Source organism: Nocardiopsis quinghaiensis (assembly GCF_008638365.1).
GTDB lineage: Bacteria > Actinomycetota > Actinomycetes > Streptosporangiales > Streptosporangiaceae > Nocardiopsis > Nocardiopsis quinghaiensis.
Genome location: NZ_VWVU01000003.1, coordinates 112,078 through 135,768 on the forward strand (window position 1 = coordinate 112,078; position 23,691 = coordinate 135,768).

General features: G+C 71.0%; 13 protein-coding genes and 1 pseudogene. 6 read left to right on the forward strand and 8 right to left on the reverse strand.

What is annotated here, in order from left to right; translation table 11 throughout:
• Positions 1-640: 640 nt before the first annotated feature.
• From map to FYX01_RS09330, 3 genes are all read right to left on the reverse strand, one after another.
• On the reverse strand, positions 641-1,423 hold the full coding sequence (gene map, locus FYX01_RS09315) for a type I methionyl aminopeptidase (protein ID WP_150239613.1): 783 nt from the start codon (positions 1,421-1,423) through the stop codon (positions 641-643).
• A gap of 579 nt (positions 1,424-2,002) precedes the next feature.
• Positions 2,003-2,950, reverse strand: a complete 948-nt coding sequence (gene bla, locus FYX01_RS09325; RefSeq protein ID WP_150239615.1) for a class A beta-lactamase — start codon at positions 2,948-2,950, stop codon at positions 2,003-2,005.
• Between the two features lie 320 nt (positions 2,951-3,270).
• Positions 3,271-4,476, reverse strand: coding sequence for a zinc-dependent alcohol dehydrogenase (locus tag FYX01_RS09330; protein WP_150239617.1), 1,206 nt, complete (start codon positions 4,474-4,476; stop codon positions 3,271-3,273).
• Positions 4,477-4,885: 409 nt separating this feature from the next.
• Between FYX01_RS09330 and FYX01_RS09335 the strand changes: the two genes are divergently transcribed.
• Complete coding sequence (locus FYX01_RS09335) at positions 4,886-6,142, forward strand: PP2C family protein-serine/threonine phosphatase (RefSeq protein WP_223830371.1); 1,257 nt, start codon at positions 4,886-4,888, stop codon at positions 6,140-6,142.
• Positions 6,143-6,192: 50 nt separating this feature from the next.
• On the opposite strand, the gene FYX01_RS09340 is transcribed toward FYX01_RS09335, so the two are convergent.
• Complete coding sequence (locus tag FYX01_RS09340) at positions 6,193-6,996, reverse strand: SAM-dependent methyltransferase (RefSeq protein WP_150239619.1); 804 nt, start codon at positions 6,994-6,996, stop codon at positions 6,193-6,195.
• 383 nt (positions 6,997-7,379) lie between these two features.
• Here FYX01_RS09340 and FYX01_RS09345 point away from each other — a divergent pair, with 383 nt between their 5' ends.
• The 4 genes from FYX01_RS09345 to FYX01_RS09360 all read left to right on the forward strand — a co-directional run bounded on the left by FYX01_RS09345 (position 7,380) and on the right by FYX01_RS09360 (position 11,333).
• Entirely contained in the window at positions 7,380-8,093 is a 714-nt protein-coding gene (locus tag FYX01_RS09345; protein WP_150239621.1) for a creatininase family protein, read from the forward strand.
• A gap of 145 nt (positions 8,094-8,238) precedes the next feature.
• Complete coding sequence (locus FYX01_RS09350; RefSeq protein ID WP_150239623.1) at positions 8,239-8,904, forward strand: hypothetical protein; 666 nt, start codon at positions 8,239-8,241, stop codon at positions 8,902-8,904.
• Positions 8,905-9,430: 526 nt separating this feature from the next.
• Positions 9,431-9,796, forward strand: a complete 366-nt coding sequence (locus tag FYX01_RS09355; protein WP_150239625.1) for a DUF1622 domain-containing protein — start codon at positions 9,431-9,433, stop codon at positions 9,794-9,796.
• A 388-nt stretch (positions 9,797-10,184) separates the two neighbouring features.
• Entirely contained in the window at positions 10,185-11,333 is a 1,149-nt protein-coding gene (locus FYX01_RS09360) for a phospholipase D-like domain-containing protein (protein ID WP_394350451.1), read from the forward strand.
• Between the two features lie 289 nt (positions 11,334-11,622).
• On the opposite strand, the gene FYX01_RS09365 is transcribed toward FYX01_RS09360, so the two are convergent.
• Entirely contained in the window at positions 11,623-12,888 is a 1,266-nt protein-coding gene (locus FYX01_RS09365; RefSeq protein WP_150239629.1) for a hemolysin family protein, read from the reverse strand.
• A gap of 784 nt (positions 12,889-13,672) precedes the next feature.
• Here FYX01_RS09365 and FYX01_RS09375 point away from each other — a divergent pair.
• Positions 13,673-14,058, forward strand: a pseudogene (locus tag FYX01_RS09375) (hypothetical protein); the annotation flags it as partial.
• An 81-nt stretch (positions 14,059-14,139) separates the two neighbouring features.
• Here the strand turns inward: FYX01_RS09375 and FYX01_RS09380 are convergent.
• The 3 genes from FYX01_RS09380 to FYX01_RS09390 are packed head-to-tail and all read right to left on the reverse strand — an operon-like array spanning position 14,140 to position 23,425.
• Positions 14,140-15,000, reverse strand: coding sequence for an SDR family oxidoreductase (locus FYX01_RS09380; protein ID WP_223830372.1), 861 nt, complete (start codon positions 14,998-15,000; stop codon positions 14,140-14,142).
• Positions 14,997-16,190 (reverse strand): FAD-dependent monooxygenase, encoded by a 1,194-nt coding sequence (locus FYX01_RS09385; RefSeq protein ID WP_150239631.1) that lies wholly within the window; start codon positions 16,188-16,190, stop codon positions 14,997-14,999. The genes FYX01_RS09380 and FYX01_RS09385 overlap by 4 nt, the downstream gene beginning before the upstream one ends.
• A 2-nt stretch (positions 16,191-16,192) precedes the next feature.
• Positions 16,193-23,425 carry an amino acid adenylation domain-containing protein gene (locus FYX01_RS09390; RefSeq protein WP_150239633.1) on the reverse strand — a complete coding sequence of 2,411 codons (7,233 nt, stop codon included), beginning with the start codon at positions 23,423-23,425 and terminating at the stop codon, positions 16,193-16,195.
• Positions 23,426-23,691: the final 266 nt, after the last annotated feature.

A 23,691-nucleotide genomic window follows, 5' to 3' on the forward strand; every position in this document is an offset into this window, starting at 1 on the left:
TCCGCCTCCCGCCTCGGCTCCGGCACCCGGTTCTCCGAGGCCTTCCCGGGGCTTACGGCCCGCGCGGGCGCGTGCTGGGTCCGAAAGTTCCGCAGGGCCGCGACGGCCCTGCGCGCCGCACCTCTGCGGACCCCCAGGCCGCTCCTGTCCCCCAGGGGGACCAGGGTGTCCACGACCACCGGCACCGCGACCGCGAGCGCTACGAAAATCGCCAACGTCATGTTCCCTCGCTCCCCTCTCACAGGACGGCTGTGGCCGTTACCGCGTCACGGACGTCCTGGCCGCTGCGCGTCGCGTACCAACGCCCCGCAGTCCTTGCAAGCTGCCCGTACCCCAAGCCGGTAAAACCCCGGAGCGCGGCGTACCGCTCCCTGAGAGGGCGAGGACGACTCTAGGTACGGCCTACGACGTTCTCCGGGGCCGCCGGAGTTCCGTCCCGGCGGCCCCCTCGCCGTCGCGGCCCGAACCCGACCCGACGAACCCATGCGGTGTACCGGTCGGGGACGTTGGCCAATCGTGTGGAGGGCGGCTGACCGGCGCAGGCAGTGCGGGGCCGGTGGTGGTCGTGGTGATGCAGCCACGCCCACGGTCGGCCCACCGCCTCACCGTGGGTCAGGAGACCCGAAGGCGAGCCGCGACCTCACGGTCGCGCCTGCTCCGGCAAGGTGAGGATCTCGGCTCCGTCGTTGGTGACAGCGATCGTGTGCTCGCTGTGTGCTGTCCGGCAACCTGTCGCGCTTCGGAGGGTCCACCCGTCGGCGTCGGTGACGAGTCCGGCGGTGTCCGCCATGACCCACGGCTCCAGTGCGAGCAGCAGCCCGGGACGCAGTCTGTACCCACGGCCGGGCCGACCGGTGTTCGGAACGTGCGGGTCCTGGTGCATCGTCGATCCGATGCCGTGACCTCCGAACTCGGTGTTGACCGGGTACCCCGCCTCACTGAGGACCGAGCCGATGGCATGGGAGATGTCGCCGATGCGGGCCCCGGGCCTGGCAGCGGCGATCCCCGCGCTCAATGCGCGTTCGGTCGCGCTGATCATCGCGACGCTCTCCGGGGGCCTTGACCCGCCCACGAGGAAGCTGATGGCGGAGTCCGCGGCGACTCCGCCTTGGGAGACGGCGAGGTCGAGTGTCAGCAGGTCGCCGTCGGCGAGCGTGTAGTCGCAGGGCCGTCCGTGGAGCACGGCGTCGTTGACGGCCGTGCAGACGTAGTGGCCGAACGGCCCGCGTCCGAAGGACGGCTCGTAGTCGACGTAGCAGGACCGCGCTCCAGCCTCGACGATCATGGTCTCGGCCCACCGGTCGATGTCCAGGAGGCTCGTGCCGACCGTGCTACGGCTCTTCAGTGTCTGCAGGATGTCAGCGACCAGGGCGCCTGTGTCCTTGGCACGGGCCAGTTTGGTGGGGTCCAGGATCTCGATCATGCGGCGCCCTTCTCATGTGACCAATAACTATACCGGCCATACTATACCGGTATGAGAATCGGGGTCATGGTCGGATCGCCGCTCACGCCAGCGGCGGTCGAGCGCGGACAGCGCTCGGTGCTCGGTACCGCGTTCGACGCGCGCATCCCACCGGAGACCCTCCGGAAGGTCGGGACGGGCCGCGTGGTGACCCCTGCCTTCCCGGTCATCGCTGCGACCGCCGATGCCGGCCTTCCCCCGATGCGGTGCTGGCCGGGATCGACCAGCCCGAACGCGGTGTCGAACCGGCCGGCTCCGGTCACAGCACACGTGAGCGGTCGGCGCCGTGGGTCCCGAGCCCGCAACCGCGCTGGAGGCGTCGGCAAGGGAGAAGGCGTGGGCGCGGCTCTCGACCGATGTCCCCGGTCAGTACGACCAGGGAGTGTTCTTTGGAAGGCTTTCGGGTCGGCGGGCGGCCCTCCCAGGCGATCTCTCGCGAGACGCTGTGCGAAGCCCAGCCTGGTCGTGCTCCACGAGCGCGGAGGCGTGGCGAGAGGCGGCCTGGTGGACGCGAGCCCGGAACGGTGCGAAAAACACGACCTAGACGAGGGCCCCGACCACCATCTCCGTGGCCCGCGCGATGAGGGCGTCGTCGTACTCCGCGCCCGCCTCGTCGCGGCCGGACATGACCGCCAGGACGATGGGGGCGCCCTCCGGCGGCCACAGCACACCGATGTCGTGCCGGGTACCGTAGCCGCACGCACCGGTCTTGTCCCCGACCTCCCACCCCTCGGGGACCCCGGCACGGATCAGGTCGTCGCCGGTGGTGTTGGCCCGCATCATCTCGACGAGGACGCCGCGCTTGTCCTCGGACAGGACGTCACCCAGGGCGAACTCGCGCAGGCTGGTGGCCATCGCGCGCGGGGTGCTGGTGTCGCGGACGTCTCCCGGCACCGCCTCCGCCATCTCCGGCGCGATCCGGTCCACGCTGGTGACGTCGTCGCCGATCTCCCGCAGGGCCTCGTCCAGCCCCTGCGGCCCACCGAGCTCCTCGAAGAGCAGGTTGGAGGCGGTGTTGTCGCTGTGTCGCAGCGCCGCGTCGCCGATCTCGCGCAGCGTCATACCGGTGGACACGTGCTCCCGGGTGACGGGGGAGTGGAAGACCAGGTCCGCTCCGGAGAAGGTGACGACCCGGTCGAGTTCGTCGACCGGTGTCCGGTCGAGCACGGCGCCGAAGGCCAGGACCTTGAAGGTGGAACAGTAGGCGAACCGCTCGTCGGCCTGGAACCCGACCGCCCGGTCCGTGCCGGTGTCGAGCGCGTAGACGCCGAGCCGGGCGTCGAACTCCTCTTCGAGGTGTGCGAACTCGGAGTCCATCCGGACGGGATCGGCAGGCTCCGCGGACGGGACGGCGGTGGTTCCCTCGGCCGACGGTGGCGGAGCGGCGGGACCGACCGGGTCGTCGTGGGACGAGCAGCCGAGGGGCAGGACCAGGGCGATCGGGGCCAGTGCCGCCAAAGCGGCGTGGCGAGTCGTGGACCACGGCACCGCGAAGCACCCTCCTCCGTACGCGGGTGGTGACGTCCAGAAGTCTCGCGGCAGGCGGGCGCGCTGTCGACGGTGGTGACGGCGTGGCACCGGAATCCCCGGGGCGGATTCCCCCGCCTCCTCCTGACCTCCTCGGGTGCGGCTGCGCTCCCACGTACGACACCAGGGAGCCGACGCCGGCGGTCCGGCGCTTGCGTGCCGGGCTCGTGTGACCCTGGTGAGCAGCGGAGCCGGTGCTCTTCACGAGAACCGGCCCCGCGCATTTCCCAGACGAGTGGCTCCGCTACGCCCTCTGTTCCCTGTTCCCGAACGCCGCCGGGTCAGGCCATGGTCACGGCCACCTTGGTCCAGCCGGGTTCGCGGTGGTCGAAGGCGCGGTAGGAGTTCACCACCTCGTTGAACGGCACCTCCTGGGTGAGGACCGAGGTGATGTCGACTCGGCCGCTGGCCACCATCTCCAGCAGTTCGGGGATGTAGGTGCGGTGGTTGCAGTTGCCCATCTTCAGGGTGAGGTTCTTGTTCATCGCCGCGCCGATGGGGAAGTGCGTCATCGGCGGCGGGTAGACGCCGATGATGGACAGGGTCCCCGCCTTCGCGACCGCCTCCACAGCCCACCGCGCGGCCTGGGACGGCGCGTCGCCGGGAACCCAGGTGTCTCCCTGGGGGCGGGCCTTGGGCACGATCTCGGAGACCTCCGTCGCGAACTGCTCCTTGAGGTCCTCCTGGACGGCCGGTCCCTGCTTGGGCTGTTCCGCGTCGACCCCGACGGCGTCGATCACGCGGTCCGGGCCGATGCCCCCCGTGAGCTCCACCAGGGTGGCCACCGGGTCCTCCTCGGTGTAGTCGATCACCTCGGCGTGCAGCAGACGCGCCTGCTCCAACCGGCTCCCGACCCCGTCGACCGCCAGTACGCGTCCCGCTCCCTGGAGGAAGGCGCTCAGCACGGCGAACAGTCCCACGGGGCCGCAGCCCATCACCGCGACGGTGTCACCCGGGGAGATCTCGGCGAGCTTGGCCCCGAACCACGCTGTGGGGAAGATGTCGGAGACGAGGACGGCCTCCTCGTCGCTCACCCGCTCGGGGATGCTGACGAGCCCCACGTTGGCGTAGGGAACGCGGACCCGTTCGGCCTGGAGGCCGGGGAAGGAACCGGTGGACTCCGGCCCTCCGAAGAACGCCGTTCCCGCTCGGCTGCCCCCGGGGTTCGCGTTGTCGCACTGGGCGAAGTAGCCGCTCCGGCAGTAGCTGCACGTCCCGCACCCGATGGTGGAGGGGATGACCACCCGGTCGCCCGGCTGGAAGTTGCGTACCTGGGATCCCACCTCGGTCACCACGCCGACACCCTCGTGGCCGAGGACGGTGCCCGGCACCATACCCGGCATGGTGCCTCGGATCATGTGCAGGTCGGTGCCGCAGATCGCGCTCGTGGTGATCTGCACGATGGCGTCCTGGGAGTGCTCGATGCTCGGTTCCGCCACGTCTTCCACGCGGATGTCGCCAATGCCATGCCACACGACGGCCTTCATGGTCTTCCTCCAACCAGCGGTGGGGGCGCGTTCGCGCCGCCCGGAGCGGTGGACAGTTGCTGGTACTCGAGTGCGGCGGCTACCCAGGTCCCGACCCCGTAAACCGAGGGCCGCGGCCGGCCCGGCGCCGCCGAAGAGCACCAGGCCGGTTCCAGCCTCCCCCAGGGCGGCGATCTGCTCGGGGACGGCCTTCCGGCGCCCGCGGTGTTCGGGCGCGGCGTGTCCGGGAAACCTTCTGTGGCCTGATGTGATGAGATCACCCACTGATCCGGGTTCGAGTGGACGTCCGCACGCCCCCGCGCGGGGACCGCACTCGGAGCGGACGTCTTCACCGTCCGCGGCGGATTTCCGGAATCCCCGCGGAGCGCTACGGACACACGACACGACCCGTGGAGAGGACGGACCCGCGATGGAGGACCCCAGCACCGCGGAGCGGATGCTCGGCGGCCTGATCGGCGCCAGCCACGTCATGGCCATGGAGGAGGTACCGGGCCACGTGGCCGACTACGCGGCTCACGCCGGGCTGTACGGAGTCCTGATCTACGTGGTCGACGTGCGCCAGGAGGTGCTGGTGCTGATGACCGGGCACGGCCCGAACGCCGGACAGGACCCCGGTCGGGCGCGCACACCGCTGCGCATCGACGGAACACTGGCGGGACGCGCCTTCCAGACCGAGAGGATCCTGCGCGCCTCCACGGAGGAGACGGAGGAGGACGACCGGTACCACTGGTGGGTACCGGTGCTGGACGGCACCGAGCGCATGGGTCTCCTCTGGGTGGAGACCTCCACCGACGACGCGCGGACCCACGAGTACATGTGGCACCTGGCGTCCCTGGTCGCGCTGCTGGTGGTGAGCAAACGGGTCCACAGCGACTCCTACGCCAGGCTGATCCGTGCCCAGAAGATGAGCGTGGCGGCCGAGATGCAGTGGAACCTGATGCCGCCGCGCACCTACACCGACGGATACGTGACCATCGACGCCGCACTGGAACCGGCCTACCAGGTCAGCGGCGACGCCTTCGACTACGCCACGGCGGACAGGAACGTACACGTGGGCATCTTCGACGCGATGGGGCACGACATCGCGGCCGGGCTGACCGCCAACCTCGCCGTGGCGGCCTGCCGTAACCACCGCCGCCAGTACTCATGCGGCCTGGACGAGGTCGCCGCGGGCATCGAGGACGTCCTGCTCGCCGAGTTCGGGCAGAAGTACGACGCCTCCGCCGACGCCGGCTTCTTCGGCCAGACGCGCTATGTCACCGCCGTCCTGGCCGACCTGGACACCCGCACCGGCCTGCTCACCTGGACCAACCACGGCCACCTGCCGCCCGTCGTCATCCGTGAGGGGCGCTGGGTGAGCACCCTGGAGTGCGAGCCCTCCCACCCGCTGGGTTCGGACCTGGGCCTGCCGGTCACCACATGCCGTGAGCAGCTGCAGCCCGGCGACCGCGTCATCCTGTACACGGACGGCATCACGGAGGCGCGCAGCGCGGACGGCCACGAGTTCGGCGTGGACCGGTTCCTGGAGTTCATCATCCGCCAGCACGCCAGCGGCCTCCCCGTTCCGGAAACTCTGCGGCGCCTCATCCACAGCGTCATGGACTACCACGGCAGACGGCTCCAGGACGACGCCACCGTCCTCCTCCTGCAGTGGCACGGCCACTGAGAGCACGTACGTCCGGGCCCGGCTCGGACCGGACCCCGGGAGGGACGGGCTCAGACCTTGCGGGCCAGGCCGCAGTACTGGGGAATGTCGCGCTCCTGCCCGACCTCGACGGGCTCGGGCCGCCATCGGGTGACGCAGACGACCCCGGGATCGACCAGTTCGAACCCGTCGAAGAAACGGGTGAAGTCCTCCACCGAGCGCAGGTGGTACGGCTGGGCGACGCTCTCCTGCCAGCGCCGCATGGCCTCCAGCGCGCGTTCACCGGTGATCGCGTCCATGTGGGCGAAGACGCCGTCGCACACGGCCAGGAAGCTGCCCGGCGCCAGGGCGTCCATATAGGTGCGCACGATACCCAGGGCCTCGTCGAGGTCGCCGAAGTGGCCCATCGTCCCCAGCAGGGTCAGGGCGACGGGGCGGCTCAGGTCCAGGGTCTGGCCGGCGGCCTCCAGCACCGTGCCGGTCTCGCGCAGGTCCGATCCCACGAACCGGGTCCGGCCCTCGTCGGTACCCACCAGCAGGGCGCGCGCGTGCGCCAGCACCAGGGGGTCGTTGTCCACGTAGACCACGCGTGACTCCGGGGCCTGGGCCTGGGCCACCTCGTGGGTGTTGTCCGCGGTGGGAAGTCCGGTGCCGATGTCGAGGAACTGGCGGACACCCTCCTCCCGGACCAGGTGGGTGACCGCGCGGCGCAGGAAGAGGCGGTCCCCCCGGGCGGTCTCGACCACCTGCGGCACGAGTTCCCTGATGGTGTCGCCCACCTCGCGGTCCACGGGGTAGTTGTCCTTGCCTCCGAGCCAGTAGTTCCACACCCGTGCGGTGTGCGCGACGGTGGTGTCGATGGGGGTGTCCGTCATGGGGGCCTCTCAACGGGGACGATCCGTAACAAGCAGTACGCGCAGTCTTGTGCGTCCGCTACACGCCCGCAACCCGAGAACCCCTGTCGTTGCGGGCTTCTCGCCCGGAACGCGGGAAGCCTTCCCCGGGGGTGGTCCCGGCCCGGGGAGTATCCGCGCGCCGGCCGGGAGTACTGTCCGGGGGAGACCGCGCCGCCGAACACCGCCGTGCCGGCCGCCGCGCTGGCCAGGACGGCGAGGGCCGTCCCGCCGCATGGCCAGGTGCAGGGGTACGACCGGCCGCGCCACACGCGACTCCACCCGCACGGCCGGGGAGGGCGGCAGGAGGCTGGTCCCCGCGGCGATGAGCGCTGGAAGCCGGAGCCGTGGGAATACTGGGGACCATGGACGACCTGACACTGTCCCTGCTGCCGTTGACGACCAGCGCGCAGGAGCGCGAACGGGCCGCCCGGGTGGCGCTGCTGCCGGTGGGCAGCCTCGAACAGCACGGCCCCCACCTTCCCCTGGTCACCGACACCGTCATCGCCTGCGACCTGGCCCGGAGCCTGGCCGACGCGTACCCGCTGCGCCTGCTGCCGCCGGTCACCGTCGGCTGTTCCCACGAGCACTCCGCATGGCACGGAACCGTGAGCGTCTCCGCGCCCACCCTGTACGCGTTCGTCAGGGACATCGCCGCCTCCCTCGGTGACACCAGGCTCGTACTGGTCAACGGGCACGGCGGCAACCACGTGCTGGCCAACCTCGTCCAGGAGTCGGGCGGGCGCATGGCGCTCTTCCCGGGCCCCCACGACTGGGAGGCCGCCCGGACCGTCGCCGGGATGGCCACCGACAACGACCACGACATGCATGCCGGGGAGTTGGAGACCTCGGTGCTCCTGCACACCCGTCCGCGTCTGGTCCGGTCCGGGTACGAGCACGTCGATCACACCACGGGCGGGCGTGATCATGTGCTCACTGTGGGGTTGGCTGCCTACACCGTCTCGGGGGTGGTCGGTCGCCCCTCACTGGCCACGGCCGCCAAGGGGCGAGCCTTGCTCGCCGCCCTCACCGAGTCCTTCGCGGGGTACCTGGCGGCGCTGGACGAGCCGTGCGGGTGAGCGAGCACGAGCCGCCGGTCCGGCCAGCGCCCCCCGAGCACCGGGGCCCGAGACGTCCGCGCGCATGGCGCGAACCCGTCCGGGCAGGCTTCGAGAGAAGGCTTCGAACAGCTGACATATCGTAAAACGAGCCGAAAGGTCGCCGATGACCTCCCTCGTCTTCGCCGTGTTCTCGGTGGTGCACCTGTGCCTGACCGTCTGGCTGGTCCGGCTGGCGCTCGTACGGCACTCCACGCACACCTGGCTGGTCGCGGCCGTGGCCGCCGGGCTCGTCTACGACAACGCGATCGTGGCACTGGGCTCCTCCCTCGGCGCCGGCGACCTCCTGTTCGCACTGAACCTGCCGCGCTTCGTCGTGCACGCTCTGGTCACTCCGCTCCTGGTCGTCTTCGCGGTCGGGGCGGCCCGTGACCTCGGGCTCGCCTGGGCGCGCTCGCGTGCGGTCCACGCCGGGTTCTCCGTGCTGGCGGCCGCGCTGGTCGCCTACGGTGTCGTGGCCGATCTCGTCGGACTCACCCTGGTGCCGGGCCGCGAGGGCGACGCACTGCGTTACTCGGCCGCCGAGCCGACCGTGCCGGTCCCGTCCGTGGTGACCATCGTGGTACTGCTCCTCGTCGGTGTGGCGCTACTCGTGCGTGCGCGCAGCGGATGGATGCTGCTGGGCGCCGCGATCATGACCGTGGTCTCGGCCGTGCCTGACGCGCCGCTGGTCGTGGGTAACCTGGGCGAGGTGGCCCTCATCGCCGGGCTCGCCCTCACCGCGCGAAAGACTGGCCACGCCTCTCTCCGCCCCTCGGCGCGACCCGCGTGAACTCCTGTCCCAGCGATTCGAGGTATCCCTTTGGGAGAACCTCTGCAGCCGTTGAGGACAGTCGGGGGAGGTTCCCGTCTCCCGAAAACCTCCCACTCGCGGGTGGGAGACTCCTGTCTTCCCCGGGCGGGCCGAGTGCCTTCCGCTCCGTGGAGGCCCTCGGTCACCCGGGCGGGACGGCCGCGAGACGGTCCCTTCCCGGCCACGGACGGCGACCAACATGGTCGCCCCGCCGTGCGGGTCCCCGCGGCGGGGTCCTGCCCGTGCCGGCGTGGTCCTGCGGTGTGCTGTGGCCGACCCGGGCCGGGGGTGGACGGCCGGTCGGGTCACGTGGGCGTTGGAGCCGCCCGTCCCGCTGGGCCGGACCCTGCGTCGGCTGCGACGGCATGAACGCTACGTGTTGTGGGCAGGCGTGGTGTCACGTGTCGCAACCTGAGCCGGGTGGCGGTCCCACGTCGGAGCATGGGCCGCCATCGGTATCCCGAGCGCAGGGACGGAGCACGGGCCCACGACGGGGGAGGGACTCATGGGCGTCGTCGAGGTGGTCGAGGCCGTGGGAACGGCGATCGAAGTGGCCGGTGTCGCGGTGATCGCCGTGGGCACGGCCGCGGCGACCGCCGCGTTCCTGTACCGGTTCGCCCATCGCACACCCCTGGCCGAGATCTACCGGTCCTACCGCCACGGGGTGGGGCGGGCGATCCTACTGGGGCTGGAGTTCCTGGTGGCCGGTGACATCATCCGTACGGTCGCGATCGAGCCGTCCTTCCGCAGCGTCGGTGTGCTCGCCGGGATCGTGCTGATCCGTACCTTCCTCAGCTTCTCGCTGGAGGTCGAGCTGGAGAACCGATGGCCGTGGCAGCGGCCCCGGACGGCCGCCGAGAGGTCGACGTAGGAGAAGGGGTGAACCATAGGTACCAGGGGGGAGCACGCGAGTGGTCGTCACGGCCTCGGGCCAGCGGAGGAGGGCACGCGGCGGGGAACGGAACGAACGCACGTGAAGCACCTGGAGGCTTCCGGGGCGGACTGATCACCAAGGCCCCCACCCGATCGCCGGCTCCTGCCGGCCTCCCCTGGCGTTGGCCGCCACTCCGGGCCAGCGCGGAGACAGACCCAATACTCGTACCGGAAACGGCGGTCTGCGGAGTGGAGGCCTCCGGCACCGCGGACGTTCTGCCCGGGAGGCGACTGTGCAACGCTCCACACACCCAACACTCAGATCCGTGGTCAGGTGGGGACTCGTAGGACTGGTGGGCACCCAGGTCGCGGTGGCAGCCATTTCCATGGGCGTCAACCACTGGCGCCGGAAGGTACGTCCCCGCCGGGCGGTCTTTCCCCGCACGGCACCGGTGGAGCTGCCGGTGGGCGACTCGGGGACCCGCGTCACCGTCTACACCTACGGCGAGGACCTGTTCGAGGACATGCTCGCGGCGATCCGCGGGGCCTGGCACCGCGTGCTGTTCGAGTCCTACATCGTCAAGGACGACCAGGTGGGCCAACGGTTCAAGGAGGCCCTCATCGAGGCCGCCGAGCGGGGCGTCGAGGTGTACGTGGTCTACGACGGCTTCGCGAACCTGGTGGTGCCTCGCTCCTTCTTCCGCTTCCCGCCCAGCGTTCACGTGCTGCGGTATCCGGTCTTCCGTCCCGGTGTGCTGCTGTTGAACATCCGCAAGTCCGGCCGGGACCACCGCAAGATCCTCACCGTCGACGGCGAGGTGGGGTTCTCCGGCGGGTACAACGTGGGATCGCTCTACGCCACCAACTGGCGTGACACCCACCTGCGGCTGGCCGGGCCGGCGGTGTGGGAGCTGGAGAACGCCTTCGTCGACTTCTGGAACAGGCACCGCCTCCCCGAGCTGGACAGGTTGGGGGAGGCCGCGTGGGATTCGCACCTGCGGCTCCACCGCAACGTGCCCGAACTGCTGATCTACCCGATCCGGGCGGTGTTCCTGGAGGCGATCGACCGGGCCAAGGAGCGCGTGCTGTTCACCCAGGCCTACTTCCTCCCCGACCAGGAGCTTCAACGAGCGCTCATCGACGCCGCCGGCCGTGGCGCGGACGTGAACGTGCTCGTCCCCGAGGAGTCCAACCACGTCATCGTGGACCAGATCTCCCGCAGCCAGTACTCGGCGCTACTGCGCGGCGGAGTGCGACTGTGGCTCTACCAGGACGCGATGGTGCACGCCAAGACCGCGACGGTGGACGGCCAGTGGTCCACGGTCGGCACCACGAACGTGGACCGGCTCAGCCTGACCGGCAACTACGAGATCAACATCGAGATCTTCGACAAGGGCGTGGCCCGGCACCTGGAGGAGGTCTTCGCCAACGACCTCGCCAACTGCCGGGAGCTGACCGAGGAGGAGTGGGACAACCGGCCGCTCCTCTCCAGGTTCGGCGAACTCGTGCTGGCGCCCTGGCGACCGCTGCTGTGAGACCTCTCCGCCGGCCCGTCGCCGTACTCGCAAGGCCGGTTCGCCGGTACGAGTAGGTACCTGGAACCCAGGACGAGGGTGGGGAAGAGGATCACCAGCGTGGGCGCGGTCCACGGCGCGAATCTTCGCAAGGCCTCCTCCAGGGCAGGCGGCGTGAAAGGCGGCCGGGGGAGACACGCGCACCTCAGGACGCAGGGAAGTACTTCCACGCCGAACGTCACCGTCGCGGCTGCGCACCAGGCCGGTACCGAAGGTGTGGTGTGGCACGTGTGGGGCGGGCCTGCGGGTGTTACGTCGCCGGATACATGGTCACCTGGGTGACGGTGCGCCCGTTGGTCTGGTCGACCTTGGCCGTCCAGGAGCCGAGATCCACCTGTTCCCCCGGTTTCTTGGGGATGTGGCCCAGCACGGCGATGAGCAGTCCGGCGACGGTGACGTAGTCACCCTCCGGAACGTCGGTCAGATGGACGTCGACGTCGGACAGGTCGTGCACGGGGTAGGTCCCGGGCAGTGTGAGGGATCCGTCGTCGTTGCGGGCCACGGTACGTATGTCGGAATCGGTCTCGTCGTAGATCTCTCCGACGATCTCCTCCAGCAGGTCCTCCAGGCTCACGATGCCGTCCACGCCGCCCATCTCGTTGACGACCACGCCCAGCTGCTGGTGTTCGGCGATCATGCGGCGCAGGGCCAGCGACACCACCAGGGAGTCGGGCAGCAGCAGCGGTTCGCGGGCCAGCTCGCGGACGCTTCCCTCACCACGCACCAGGTCGGACCAGTGCACGACACCGAGCACGTCGTCGAGGTCGTCGTCGTCCACCACCGGCGCCCGGGAGTGGCCGTGCTCGGCGAGCATGTGCGCCGCCTGGTCCGCGGGTGTGCGGGCTCCGATGGTGAACACCTCGCCGCGGGGAACGACGACCTGGCGCAGGCGCCGGTCGTCGATCTCGAAGGCGCCGGAGATGATGGTGCGCTGCTCGCGGGTCATGCCCCGCTGGGTGGCGAGCATGTCGCGCAGCTCCTCCTCGCTGACCTCCTCCCTGGCCGCGGAGGGGTCGCCACCCGTCAGGCGCACCACCAGGTCGGTGGAGACGCTCAACAGCCACACCACGGGACGGGAGAGCAGCGCGAGCAGGTTCAGCGGCCGGGCGACCATGATCGCCCAGCTCTCGGACCGCTGCATGGCGATGCGCTTGGGCGCCAGTTCACCGAAGACCAGTGTGACGAAGGCCAGGAGCACGGTGACCAGGACGATCGATACGGGGCTGGCGGCCGAGCCCAAGAAGCCCAGGGGCCCGATGAGCGGTTGGGCCAGGGACACCGCGGCGGTGGCCGAGGCGAGGAAACCCGCGAGGGTGATGCCGATCTGGATGGTGGCCAGGAAGCGGTTGGGATCCTTCGCCAGACGGGCCACCGCGCGTCCGCCCGGACCTCGCGCCGCCAGCTGTTTGACCTGTCCTTCCCTGAGTGTGATCAGGGCGATCTCACTGCCTGCGAACAGGGCGTTGACGAGAACGAGGACAAGGACAAGGCCGAGTTGAACCCCGTAGCTCTCCATAGCTGCTGCCGTCTCTCGATGCTGTGGTGGTTCCGTGCGGTTCCCGTTCCGGGCCGTGACCCCAGAGCCTCCCACAGCCCGCTCCCGGAACCGCTCTTGGGTGTGCGGCCATGGAGAGTCGAACTGCTTGGCGAGGAACCCGGCCAGGAGAGCCGAAGCATCGCCCAGGGGCGCGGACCGGCCGAGTGAGGGTCACATGAGCCAGGACCAACGGCCGGACCGCCCTCCTGGATTCCCTCTCCTGATATACAAGGCCAGGTCAGGGGCTGTTCAGGGGGTCCGATGCGCGCCCAGGCCTACGAGTCGGTGAGTGATGGCGGGTGAGGCGGGGGAGGAACGGCTGTGGCACGATCCCGCCGTGGCGATGGGCATCGACTCCTGCTTGCGCCACTTCTCGGAGGTGGGGGTGCCGCTGGACGACGGCTACTCGGTCTGCGGCGTGATCACCCCGGTCAAGCCGTCACGCCACCGCGCGAACCGAACCGGAGCGCCCTGCCCGATGTCCATGAGAGGTGGAGACGCCGTCGTCACGCGCACTCCTCAGGACGCATCACCGTGGAGCACGCCGTGGCCGACCGCAGACGCTGGAAGCAGCCGACGCGCTGGATCCACCGGCGCGAGAACCCCCCGACCACCTGGCGGGCCGTCGCGGGGCTGGTCTCCGACCGCACCGCGAACATCCGGAAAGCAAGGCGGACGGGGCCGTCACACCTCGCCCGCTGTCACGCACCAACTCGTTAAGAGCCCATCTCATCTGGATTCTCGGCAACCTGGCCGGGCGTCGATGGTTGAACGCCTTGTGCCGGATGAGCTGTGGGGGCTGTTCCAGCGAGCGGTGCCCGAGGCGCCCACGCGCCCCCGGGGCGGCGGTCGACGCAGACACGAGGACCGTGAGGTGCTGGCCGCGGTCATCATGCGCGTCCTCAAGGGGGGAGCTGACAGGTCCCGATCCCGTCGACCGGTGAGGCAGGGGGTGAAGATCCACCTGATCACCGTCCGGGCCGGTCTGCCCCTGTCCGTGGCGGCCCCCGGGGCCAACACCCGTGGCAGCCAGGCCCTCGGTCCCCTGGTGCACGGGATCCCTCCGATCCGGTCCCGCCGCGGGCCGAGGCGGTTCAGGCCCGCCAAACTGCACGGGGCGGCAAGGGTGATGGCTACGACCACCTGCGCCCGCCGGACCGGGAGCTCACCGCGAGCATCGTCGGCCGGTGAGGGGCGGGGCCGCCCCGGACGGCGGCGGCCCCGCGTTTCTCAGGGGGTGACGATCCCGGAGAAGTAGCGGTCCAGCAACCGGTCGGGCAGGGCCCGGGCCAGCGCGTTCACCAGGCGGGAGTCGGCCCCCACCCGGTAGCGCGTGCGCGGGCTCTCCTCGGTCAGCGCCCGCGCCACCGCCCGCGCGAAGTCCTCCGGCGTCGTACCGCTGTTCGCCGCCTGCTGGGCGTTGGCCTCCAGGAACCTCTCGAACGTGATCCGATACAGCGCCGCCACCTCCGGCGGGGCATCGCGCAGCGCCCGAGAGCCCACGTCCGACACCTTGCCCCAGATGGGGGTCAGTACCGCTCCGGGCTGCACGACCGACACCCGCACCCCGCTGGGGGCCACCTCGCGCCGCAGCGCGTCGCTCATCGCCTCCTTGGCGAACTGCGCGGCGGCGTAGGCACCCAGGTAGGGGATGGCGACCTTGCCCAGACCGGAGGTGACGTTGACGACGCGCCCCCTCTGGCGGCGCAGCAGGGGCAGGTGTGCCCGGATCATCGCCAGCTGCCCGACCACGTTGGTCTCCATCTGGTCGCGCATCCGCTCGGAGCTGACCGCCTCCAGGGGTGCCGAGACGCAGATCCCGGCGTTGTTCACCAGCCCCCACAGGCCGCCGAACTCGCGCTCGCAGAACTGCGCGCAGGCCGTCACGGACTCCTCGTGGGTGACGTCCACCAGCCGGTGGACGAGGCGGCCGTGCAGGGACTCGGCGACGAGCTTCTCGCCGTCCTCGGCCCGCCGTACCCCGGCGACCACGTGGAAGCCGCGGTCCTCCAGGTGCAGGGCGGCCTCACGGCCCAGGCCGGAGGAGGCTCCGGTCACCATCACGGCTCGTGCGGAGGGGGAGATGGTCACTGGACCGGTCCTTTCACGGAGGCGGCGGAGAACGCGGGGGCGGGGAAGGTGAGCGCCGGTTCGAGCTTGCCCACCAGGGAGCGGTGGGACATGAACCGGAAGTAGGCGTCGCGCACCCTGCGCCGCACCGGCCCCTCAGACTGCTCGAAGTCACTGATCGCGCGGGTCGCCTCCACGATGCCCCGGGTGCGTTCGCGTCGGGCGTCCTCGTAGGAGCGCAGCGCCGAGGGAACGTGGTCGGCGCCGCTCAGGGTGTGGGCCAGCACCACGGCGTCCTCGATCGCCATCGCCGACCCCTGTCCCAGACTGGTCAGCATCGGGTGGGCGGCGTCGCCGAGCAGCGTCACCGGGCCGTGCCCCCACCTCTCCAGGAAGGTGCGGTCCCGGGAGGGGATGCCGAGGATGTCCGAGGGCGGGGTGACCCGGACCGCATGGCGCACCTCGTCCGGCCAACCGGACAGCGCCCGCAGCACCTCGGCCTTGTCGCCGTCCCAGTTCGCGGACCGCTCGGCGGGCATGTTCTTGGTCGCCCACCAGTACAGGCGGCCGTGGCCGATGTCCACCAACCCGAACCGCTGTCCGTCGCCCCAGTAGTGCACGACCGACCCCGGAGCGAAGCGGGGGTGCTCGTAGTCGGTGATTCCCAGCCAGCAGATGTAGCCGCTGTCATGCGCGGGCTCCGGTCCGGCGATCTGCGCACGGACCACCGAGTGGAACCCGTCGGCGCCCACCAGCAGGTCGGCCTCGTCCGCGCCCCCGTCGGCCAGGTGCAGGCGCACCCGGTCGCCCTCGGTCTCGAACCGCTCGGCGGACCGGCCAAGCTCGATCGGGATGCCCGCGGCCTCCTCCGTCAGGGCGCGGAGCAGGTCGGCACGGCTGATGCACACGCTGGGCACGCCCAGCCGCGCGATGATCTCGGGAAAGGGGAACTCGCGGATCAGCCGTCCGCGGGTGTCGCGGACGTGATAGGTGTCCAGGGTCCTTCCGCGCTTGGCCAACCGCAGGTCGATGCCGAGGGCGTCGAGCGCGGCCACGGCGTTGCTCATCACCGACAGCCCGAACCCGGCCGCCCGGATCTCGGGCGCGCGCTCGTACACGCGCACGTCCACACCGACCCTGCGCAGGGCGATCGCGGCGGTCAGCCCGCCGATCCCGGCGCCGACGACGATCGCCGTCCTCCGCTGCGCCATCGTCATCTCCCCCCTTGCAGCCGGGGAGACACCGCTTCCATGACGGTCCGTACGACTTCGGCCACGTGGGGCTCCTCCATGATCGTGAGGTGGTCACCGGATACGTCGACGACGGTCAGACGCCCGGAGGTGTACTCCCGCCACCCGTTGGCCGGGTCGGCGTGCATGCTCCCGATCGCCGAGTGCATCGACATCAGGACGTCGGGCAGGGGCTCCCGCGCGTGCACCAGCACCGCGTCCAGGTCGGCCCCCTCGGGCCGGTAGGCGAAGGCCGACCGCCAGTTCGCCTCGTACAGGCGGAACAGGCGTCGGACGATCGCGTCGGTGCTGCCGGGCGGCAGCACCCCCTCGTCCACGGCGAGGCGGGTGATGAACTCGAACTTCTCGTCCAGCGTGGTCAGCTCGGCGGGGATCACCGCCTCGGGCGACTCGCCGCCGCGCTCCAGCCACAGCAGCTCCCAGAAGAACCAGCCGATGAGGGCCTCGTCGTCGGTCCAGGGCCGCCGCCCGGGGTTGAGCGCGGTGGTGTCGAGCAGCACCAACGAGGCGACCTCCTGGCCCGCCGCGCGCAGCTGCCGGGCCATCTCGAAGGCGACGAACCCCCCGAAGGACCACCCTCCGATGTGGTAGGGGCCCTCGGGCCGTACCCGCCGGATCGCCTCCACGTAGCTCCGGGCCATCTCCTCCACGTCGCGCACCGGCTCGGTGCCCGCGTCGGTCCCGGCGGCCTGGAGGGCGTAGAACGGCCTGTCCCCGGGCAGGTGCCGCGCGAACGGCACGTAGCAGAGCACGTTGCCGCCCATCGGGTGGACGTAGAACAGAGGCGGCTGGTCGCCCTCGGACCGGATCGGCACCAGGGGGTCGAACTCCCGGGCCGCGGCCCGGTCGCCGCGCTCCGCCCCGACCCGGCCCGCCAGGGCGGCCACGGTCGGCGCCGAGATGAACTCCGACAGCGGCACGCTCACCCCGAACCTCTGCTCGATGAGCACCACGAGCCGCATCGCGGTGATCGAGGTGGCGCCCAGGTCGAACACGTTGTCGTGTACGTCCAGGTCGGCCACGCCCAGCAGGTCGGCGAGCATCTCGGCCAGGGCGCGCTCACGCGCGTCGCGCGGGGCCACCCGCACGCACGTGCGGCCCCGGGTGAGCGCGGCGCGGCGCAACGCGTCGTCGTCGCGCTTACCGCTGGGGGTCAGCGGCATGGCCCCCACCCACTCCAGGTGGGAGGGCATCATGTACTCCGGCAGAGTCGATCGCAGCCGACGGCGCAGCGCCTCCAGGTCCGAGCGGTCGGGGTCGCCGACCAGGAAGGCGGCGAGGAATGTGTCCTGCCCCTCGCGTCGGCGCGCCACCACGGCGACCTCGCGCAGGGAGGCCAGGCCTGTCGCGGCAGCCTCGCCGATCGCCAGTTCGACCTCGGCCGGCTCGACGCGGAACCCGCGCACCTTCACCTGACGGTCCGAGCGGCCCAGGCACACCACGTCGCCCCCGGGCAGGACCATGCCGATGTCGCCGGTGCGGTAGAGGCGTTCGCCGTCCGAGTTCAGGAAACGCTCCGCGGTCAGGTCGGGGCGGCCGACGTAGCCGTCGGCCAGGCACACCCCTCCCAGGTGGATCTCGCCCCTGCCGCCGACGGGGACCGGCCGACCGCGCCCGTCCAGCACCAGGACCCGAGCGCCGTCGATCGCCTTGCCCGTCGGCGGCAGGGAGGGAAAGTCCGACGGGTCGCCCGTCATGGTGTGGACGGTCACCACGTGGCTTTCCGTCGGACCGTACTGGTTCTCCAGCAGGACGTCGTCCAGTGCGGCGCAGAACCGGCGGATCTCGTCGGTCACGCGCAGCTGCTCACCGGAGGAGGCCAGGACCCGCAGGCTCCGGGGCACGATCCCCAGGCCGTCGGCGGCCTCGGCCAGGCGCTGCAGCGCCACGTAGGGCAGGAACACCCGCTCCACGCCCTCCTGGTCCATCAGGCGCAGCAGCGCGGGCATGTCCCGGCGCAGCTCCTCGGTGACCAGCACCAGGGTTCCGCCTCCGCACAGCGTGGAGTACACCTCCTGGAACGACACGTCGAAGCTGGCCGGCGCGTACTGCAGGGTGCGCCCTCCGGCCGCGCCGCTGGGCCTCACGTTCTGCCAGGCGACCAGGTTGGCCAGGGATCGGTGCGGCATGGACACGCCCTTGGGCAGGCCGGTGGAGCCTGAGGTGAAGAGCACGTACGCCTCGTTCTCCGGGGAGATCCGGGGCAGGTCGACTCCCCGCCCGGGCCCGGCGGGAAGAGTCCCGTCGAACAGGAACTCGGCTGGCAGCAGGCGCTCGCCGTCCTCCACCAGGTGCGCGTGGTGCTCGTGGGCCACGATCCGGACCGGCTCGGCCGACTCCACCATCGACCGCAGCCGCCGCACCGGGTAGGAGGTGTCCAGGGGGACCACCGACGCACCGGCCCGAGCGATGCCCACCAGGGTGGCGACGGCCTCGGGGGAGCGGTCCATGGCCACCCCCACACGGTCGTGCGGCCGCACACCCACCCCCAGCAGGACGCGGGCCACGTGCGCCGACCGCTCGTCCAGTTCCGCGTAGGTCCACGACCGCTCGCCGAACACCAGGGCCGTGTCGTCCGCGTGCCGCCGCGCCTGCTCCCCGAAGGCGCGCACCACGTCCTGCGGGGCGGCGGTCACGGGTTCCGGGGCGGCGGGCCCGACCAGCTCGGACGGGTCCGCCGCGGAGTCGGGGTGCTCAGCCAGCAGCCTCAGCACCCGTACGAGGGTGTCGGCGTACAGGTCGCCCTGGGCGGGCGTGAAGCGGCGGCCGGACAGGTCCAGGCGCAGTGTGATACCGCCGTCGACGGGATCGACCATGGCGTTGAGCAGCAGGGCGAAGTTGGTCTCCTCCCACGCCTCGAAGCCACGGTTCTCGACCCCGGGCAGTGAGAACACCGTCCCCAGCTGGCGGAAGTGGACGAAGTTGAACGCGGTGTCCACCAGGGTTCCGCCGCCCAGGTCCTCCTGAACGGTCGCCAGCGGCACCCGGCGGTGGGGGTGGCCCTCGCGCTCGCGCTCCACGACCTCGCGCACGGTGTCGAACCAGGTGGCGGATTCGGCGGACACGCGCATCGGCACGGTGTTGAGGAACAGGCCGCAGACGCGGTCTCCGTCCTCCACCTCCGGCCTGCCGTGGGTGACCAGGCCCGTGGTCAGGTCGTCCTGGCCGGAGAACACGCGCAGGGTGGCCACGTGCGCTGCGAGGAGCACCGACTTCAGGGGTGCCTCGCGCTCCCTCGCCAGCGCGCCGACCTTCGACACCAGCGACGCGGGCAGGGGCACGTTGCGCACGACCACCGGGTCGCCGCCCGGACGGGGCGGCTCGTGCGGGGCGAAGCCCTCCAGCTGGGGAGGAACGGCGCCCTCCAGCGCGCGGCGCCAGTAGGCCCGGGACTCCTCCGAGCCCGTAGCGGCGCGCTCGTCCGCCACGTGCAGGGCGGGGGAGGGCAGGGAGTGCTCGGGCACCGCTCCCACGTCCAGGCCCAGGGAGCGCAGATGGTTCTGGAGCAGTTCGCTGACCAGGTTGGCCACGCTGCCGCCGTCGAGGAGGGCGTGGTGGAAGCTCAACACCAGCTCCACCGAGTCGGGCAGCACGAAGAACCGGAAGTGGTGCAACGGCGCGCGGTCGAACACGTAGGGGTGCACCCTGCGCTCGCGCATGTGGCTGACGACGGCCTCCTCGGCGCGCTCGGCCGGCTCTCCGCGCAGGTCGACGACCGAGAGCGCGCCGTCCACGGTGTGCTTCACCAGCTGTAGGGGCTCGGAATGGCCGGCCAGGTCGAAGGACGAGCGCAACACGGGATGGCGCGCCATGAGCCGGTCGAAGGCCGCGCGCATGGCCGACTCGTCCCAGGGGAGCGCGAGGCTGTAGCGGAACACGTCCTTGTAGACGGCGCTGCCCTCGTGCTCGCGGGAGTGGTAGAGCAGGCCGAGCTGGAGCCGGGTCAGGGGGTAGGCGTCCGCCCACCCCTCCAACCGGGCCCGGTCCATCCGCGAAACCAGCGCGAACGGGGCCAGGTCGGTCCTCTGCCTGGAGGCGCCGGCCCCCACCCGGGTGGCGACGGACGCCAGGTCGGCCACGGTCGGGTTGCCCACCAGGTCGGACAAGGAGAAGCCGACACCGGCGCGCTCGGCCAGGGCGCGCACCCGCAGCATGCTGATCGAGTCCCCGCCCAGGGCGTAGTAGTCGTCGTGGACGCCGACCCGCCGGACGCCGAGGGCCTCGGCCCACACGCGGGCCAGGGTCTCCTCGGTCGGGTTCCTGGGCCCGCCGCCCTCGGTGAGGTCGCCGGGCAGCTCGGGCGCGGGGAGGGCCCGGCGGTCGGTCTTGCCGTTGGGGGAGAGCGGGATCCGGTTCAGGCGTACGAACAGCGAGGGGAGCATGTAGTCGGGCAGGGAGCGGGAGAGGGCGGCGCGCAGTCCTGCGGGGGTGAGCTCCTCCCGGCCCGCGTAGTAGGCCACGAGCAGGGCGTCCCTGCCCTCGGGGCGGTGGTCCACGACGGCGGCCTCGCGGACTCCCTCCACACTGACCAGGGTGTTCTCCACCTCGCCCAGCTCCACGCGGTTGCCGCGGATCTTGACCTGTCCGTCGATGCGGCCCAGGTATTCGATGGTGCCGTCGGCGAGCAGGCGGGCCAGGTCTCCGGTGCGGTACAGGCGCCCGCCAGGGTTGAAGGGGTCCTTGAGGAACCGTTCCCGGGTCAGCTCGGGGCGGTCCAGGTAGCCGCGGGCCACCTGGACGCCGCCGATGTGGAGCTCGCCGGGAGCCCCGACCGGCTGGGGGCCGCCGTGCTCGCCCAGCACGTAGAGGGTGGTGTTCTCCACGGGGCGGCCGATCGGGACCCGGTCGACGGGCGCGCCCCCGGCGGGCAGGTCGTGGTAGCTGACGTCCACTGCGGCCTCGGTCGGGCCGTACAGGTTGACGAGCAGGGGGGCGGACGTGTCCCCGTCCGGTCTCCCGGCGGTGTCGAACACTCGGTGGAAGCGCCGGACCCGCTCCGCGGGCAGCGCCTCCCCGCTGCAGAAGACGTACCGCAGCGAGTCCAGACCGGTGCGCAGGCCGGGTTCGTCCTCCAGCAGGTCCAGGAAGGGGCCGAGCATCGAGGGCACGAAGTGCACCGCCGTGACGCGGTGCCGGCGTATGGCCCGCGCGATCTCGCGCGGATCCTTCTCCGCGCCGGGCGGAAGCAGGGCCACCCCGGCCCCCTCGGCACCCCACCAGAACAGCTCCCACACCGAGACGTCGAAGGAGGTCGGGGTCTTCTGGAGGAGGGTGTCCCCCGGGCCGATCGGGTACCGACGCTGCATCCAGGTCAGGCGGTTGACCACGGAGTGGTGTTCGACCATGACGCCCTTGGGGCGCCCGGTGGAGCCGGAGGTGTAGATGACGTAGGCCAGGTCGCTGGAGCCCGACACGGGTGCGAGCGGGGCGTCCGCACCGTTGAGCAGGTCGTGGACCCGGTGGACCGGTGTGCCGACGGGCACCTGAACCCGGACGCCGTCGCTGGTCAGGACGGCTTTGGCCCCGCTCTCGCCGAGCAGCACGCGCACCCGGGCTTCCGGGTGGCCGGGGTCGACGGGCACATAGGCGCCCCCCGCCCGGAGCACGCCCAGCAGGGCGGGCATCAGTTCGGGGCCGCGTTCGGCCACCACGGCGACACGGTCGTCGGGACCCACACCGTCGGCGCGCAGAGCGCGTGCCACCTGGTTGGCCGCCCGGTCCAGCTCGGCGTAGGTCGTCTCGGCGCCCGAGGCGTCGTCGACCACGGCGGTGAGTCCGGGAGTGCGTTCGGCTTGCTCGGCGAAGAGCCCGTGCAGGGTCTTCTCACCGGGGTAGCGAGTGCTCTCGCCCTGGCGCAGGCGCACGACCTCCTCGTACTCGGCGGAGGTGAGCATGGACAGCGCCGACAGGGGCAGCTCACGCAGGTCCAGCCCCTTACGGAGGAGTTCGCGGACGTGCCCGGCCAGCGCCTCGGCGCTGAGGTCCCCGTCGAAGACGTCGAGCGCGAAGTCCAGGTCCACCCGCAGGTCGTCCTCGTCCTCGAAGGCGTGGACCATGACCGACAGCGCGTTCTCCTCGTGCACCGGCGCCATGATCGTGGTGTCGCGGCGCACTCCCGGCAGTGCCGAGGGGCGCGGGTAGCGCATGTAGGAGACGGTGACGTCGAACAGTCGCCGGGGGCCCGCGCCCCGGTCCGGGGCCTGGCGCAGGATCTCACCGAAGGGCAGCCGCTCGTGGGCGCGCAGCCCGCGCAGGTCGGTACGGACCCTGGAGGCCAGATCGAACAGGGGCTCGTCCTCCTCGACGGCGACCCGCAGGGGCAGGTTGTTGGCGAACTGGCCGACGACCTCCCGCTCCTCCTCGGTGCGGCGGTTCAGGAAGGGCACGCCGAGGACGACCTCGGAGGAGCGGTGCACGCGGCTCAGGACGACCGACAGCGCCGAGGCGAGGTAGGCGAGGGGAGAGCCTCCGGCCTCCAGGATGCGGCGGACCGTCTTCCCGTCGATGGTGAACGAATGGCGTCCTCGTCGGGAAAGGCCGGTGGACGTACGGGTGAACAGCGCCGGGGAAACCCCGTCGAGGTATTTTTGATAAAACTCCTGATCATCGCTCGCCGCCAGGGGTGGGTGGCTCCGGTCAGGATTTCCGAGTGTCTTGGTGAAAGAACTGGTCCGAAGCTTGGGAGGGCCGTCGCCGATCCGTTCGGACCGGTAGGCGTTCAATATTTCCAACGTCACGGAGTTGAGGGACCAGGCGTCGGCCACGATGTGGTGCGCCTTGACGAGGAGATGGACGGCGTGCTCGTGCTCGATGACCAGCGCCGCCTGGACCAGAGGGCCCACGCGCGGGTCCAGGGGGCGGTACAGGGCGGCGTTCAACCAGTCGCGCACCGCGGCCCCGGACCGGTCCCCCCTCGTCAGATCCACACACTCAATCAGCTCTGACCAGCGGATATCTTCGTTCTCGGGGAGTTCGGCCCACGGGGTCCCGTCAGTGTCCTCGAAGAAGCGGAGACGGAAGGCGTCGTGCCGCCGCAGGACCCGGGCCACGCAGCCGCGCAGGAGCGCGTGGTCGATGTCGCCCTCCAGGCGCTCGTGGGCGGCGACGTTGAACTGGGGGCTTTGCGTAAAGCGGGACTCGGCCGCCCAGATGTCACGTTGATAGTCGTTCAGGGGGTGCCTGGTTTTATTTGTCATCACTTTGACGGCTCGTTTCCAAAATTTCTCTTCGTGTCCTTGGGGGTACTGCGGGAACGGCCTGGATATTTTCGATCTGACTGGGGTGGCGCAACAAAACCAGGTTTAGGTTAGTTCTCCGGTGCCGGGGAGGGCGACTGCGAAATCGGGTAGGCGTTCGACCGAACAGGTAGTCGCGTGGGCCGGGGGGTGGGGGGCGATCCTGTGGGGTGCGTCACTTTGGCTTGCGCGCAGACGGCATCGGTTAGAAATTAGGACGAGTGTCC

What these genes read in the sequence shown, in the direction of transcription:
- FYX01_RS09350 (WP_150239623.1), top strand. Translation starts at nt 8,239, where the DNA reads ATGACCTCCCTCGTCTTCGCCGTGTTCTCGGTGGTGCACCTGTGCCTG.
- FYX01_RS09360 (WP_394350451.1), top strand. Translation starts at nt 10,185, where the DNA reads ATGGGCGTCAACCACTGGCGCCGGAAGGTACGTCCCCGCCGGGCGGTC.
- FYX01_RS09330 (WP_150239617.1), bottom strand. Translation starts at nt 4,476, where the DNA reads ATGAAGGCCGTCGTGTGGCATGGCATTGGCGACATCCGCGTGGAAGAC.
- FYX01_RS09355 (WP_150239625.1), top strand. Translation starts at nt 9,431, where the DNA reads ATGGGCGTCGTCGAGGTGGTCGAGGCCGTGGGAACGGCGATCGAAGTG.
- FYX01_RS09340 (WP_150239619.1), bottom strand. Translation starts at nt 6,996, where the DNA reads ATGACGGACACCCCCATCGACACCACCGTCGCGCACACCGCACGGGTG.
- FYX01_RS09390 (WP_150239633.1), bottom strand. Translation starts at nt 23,425, where the DNA reads ATGACAAATAAAACCAGGCACCCCCTGAACGACTATCAACGTGACATC.
- FYX01_RS09365 (WP_150239629.1), bottom strand. Translation starts at nt 12,888, where the DNA reads ATGGAGAGCTACGGGGTTCAACTCGGCCTTGTCCTTGTCCTCGTTCTC.
- FYX01_RS09345 (WP_150239621.1), top strand. Translation starts at nt 7,380, where the DNA reads ATGGACGACCTGACACTGTCCCTGCTGCCGTTGACGACCAGCGCGCAG.
- FYX01_RS09385 (WP_150239631.1), bottom strand. Translation starts at nt 16,190, where the DNA reads ATGGCGCAGCGGAGGACGGCGATCGTCGTCGGCGCCGGGATCGGCGGG.
- map (WP_150239613.1), bottom strand. Translation starts at nt 1,423, where the DNA reads ATGATCGAGATCCTGGACCCCACCAAACTGGCCCGTGCCAAGGACACA.
- FYX01_RS09335 (WP_223830371.1), top strand. Translation starts at nt 4,886, where the DNA reads ATGGAGGACCCCAGCACCGCGGAGCGGATGCTCGGCGGCCTGATCGGC.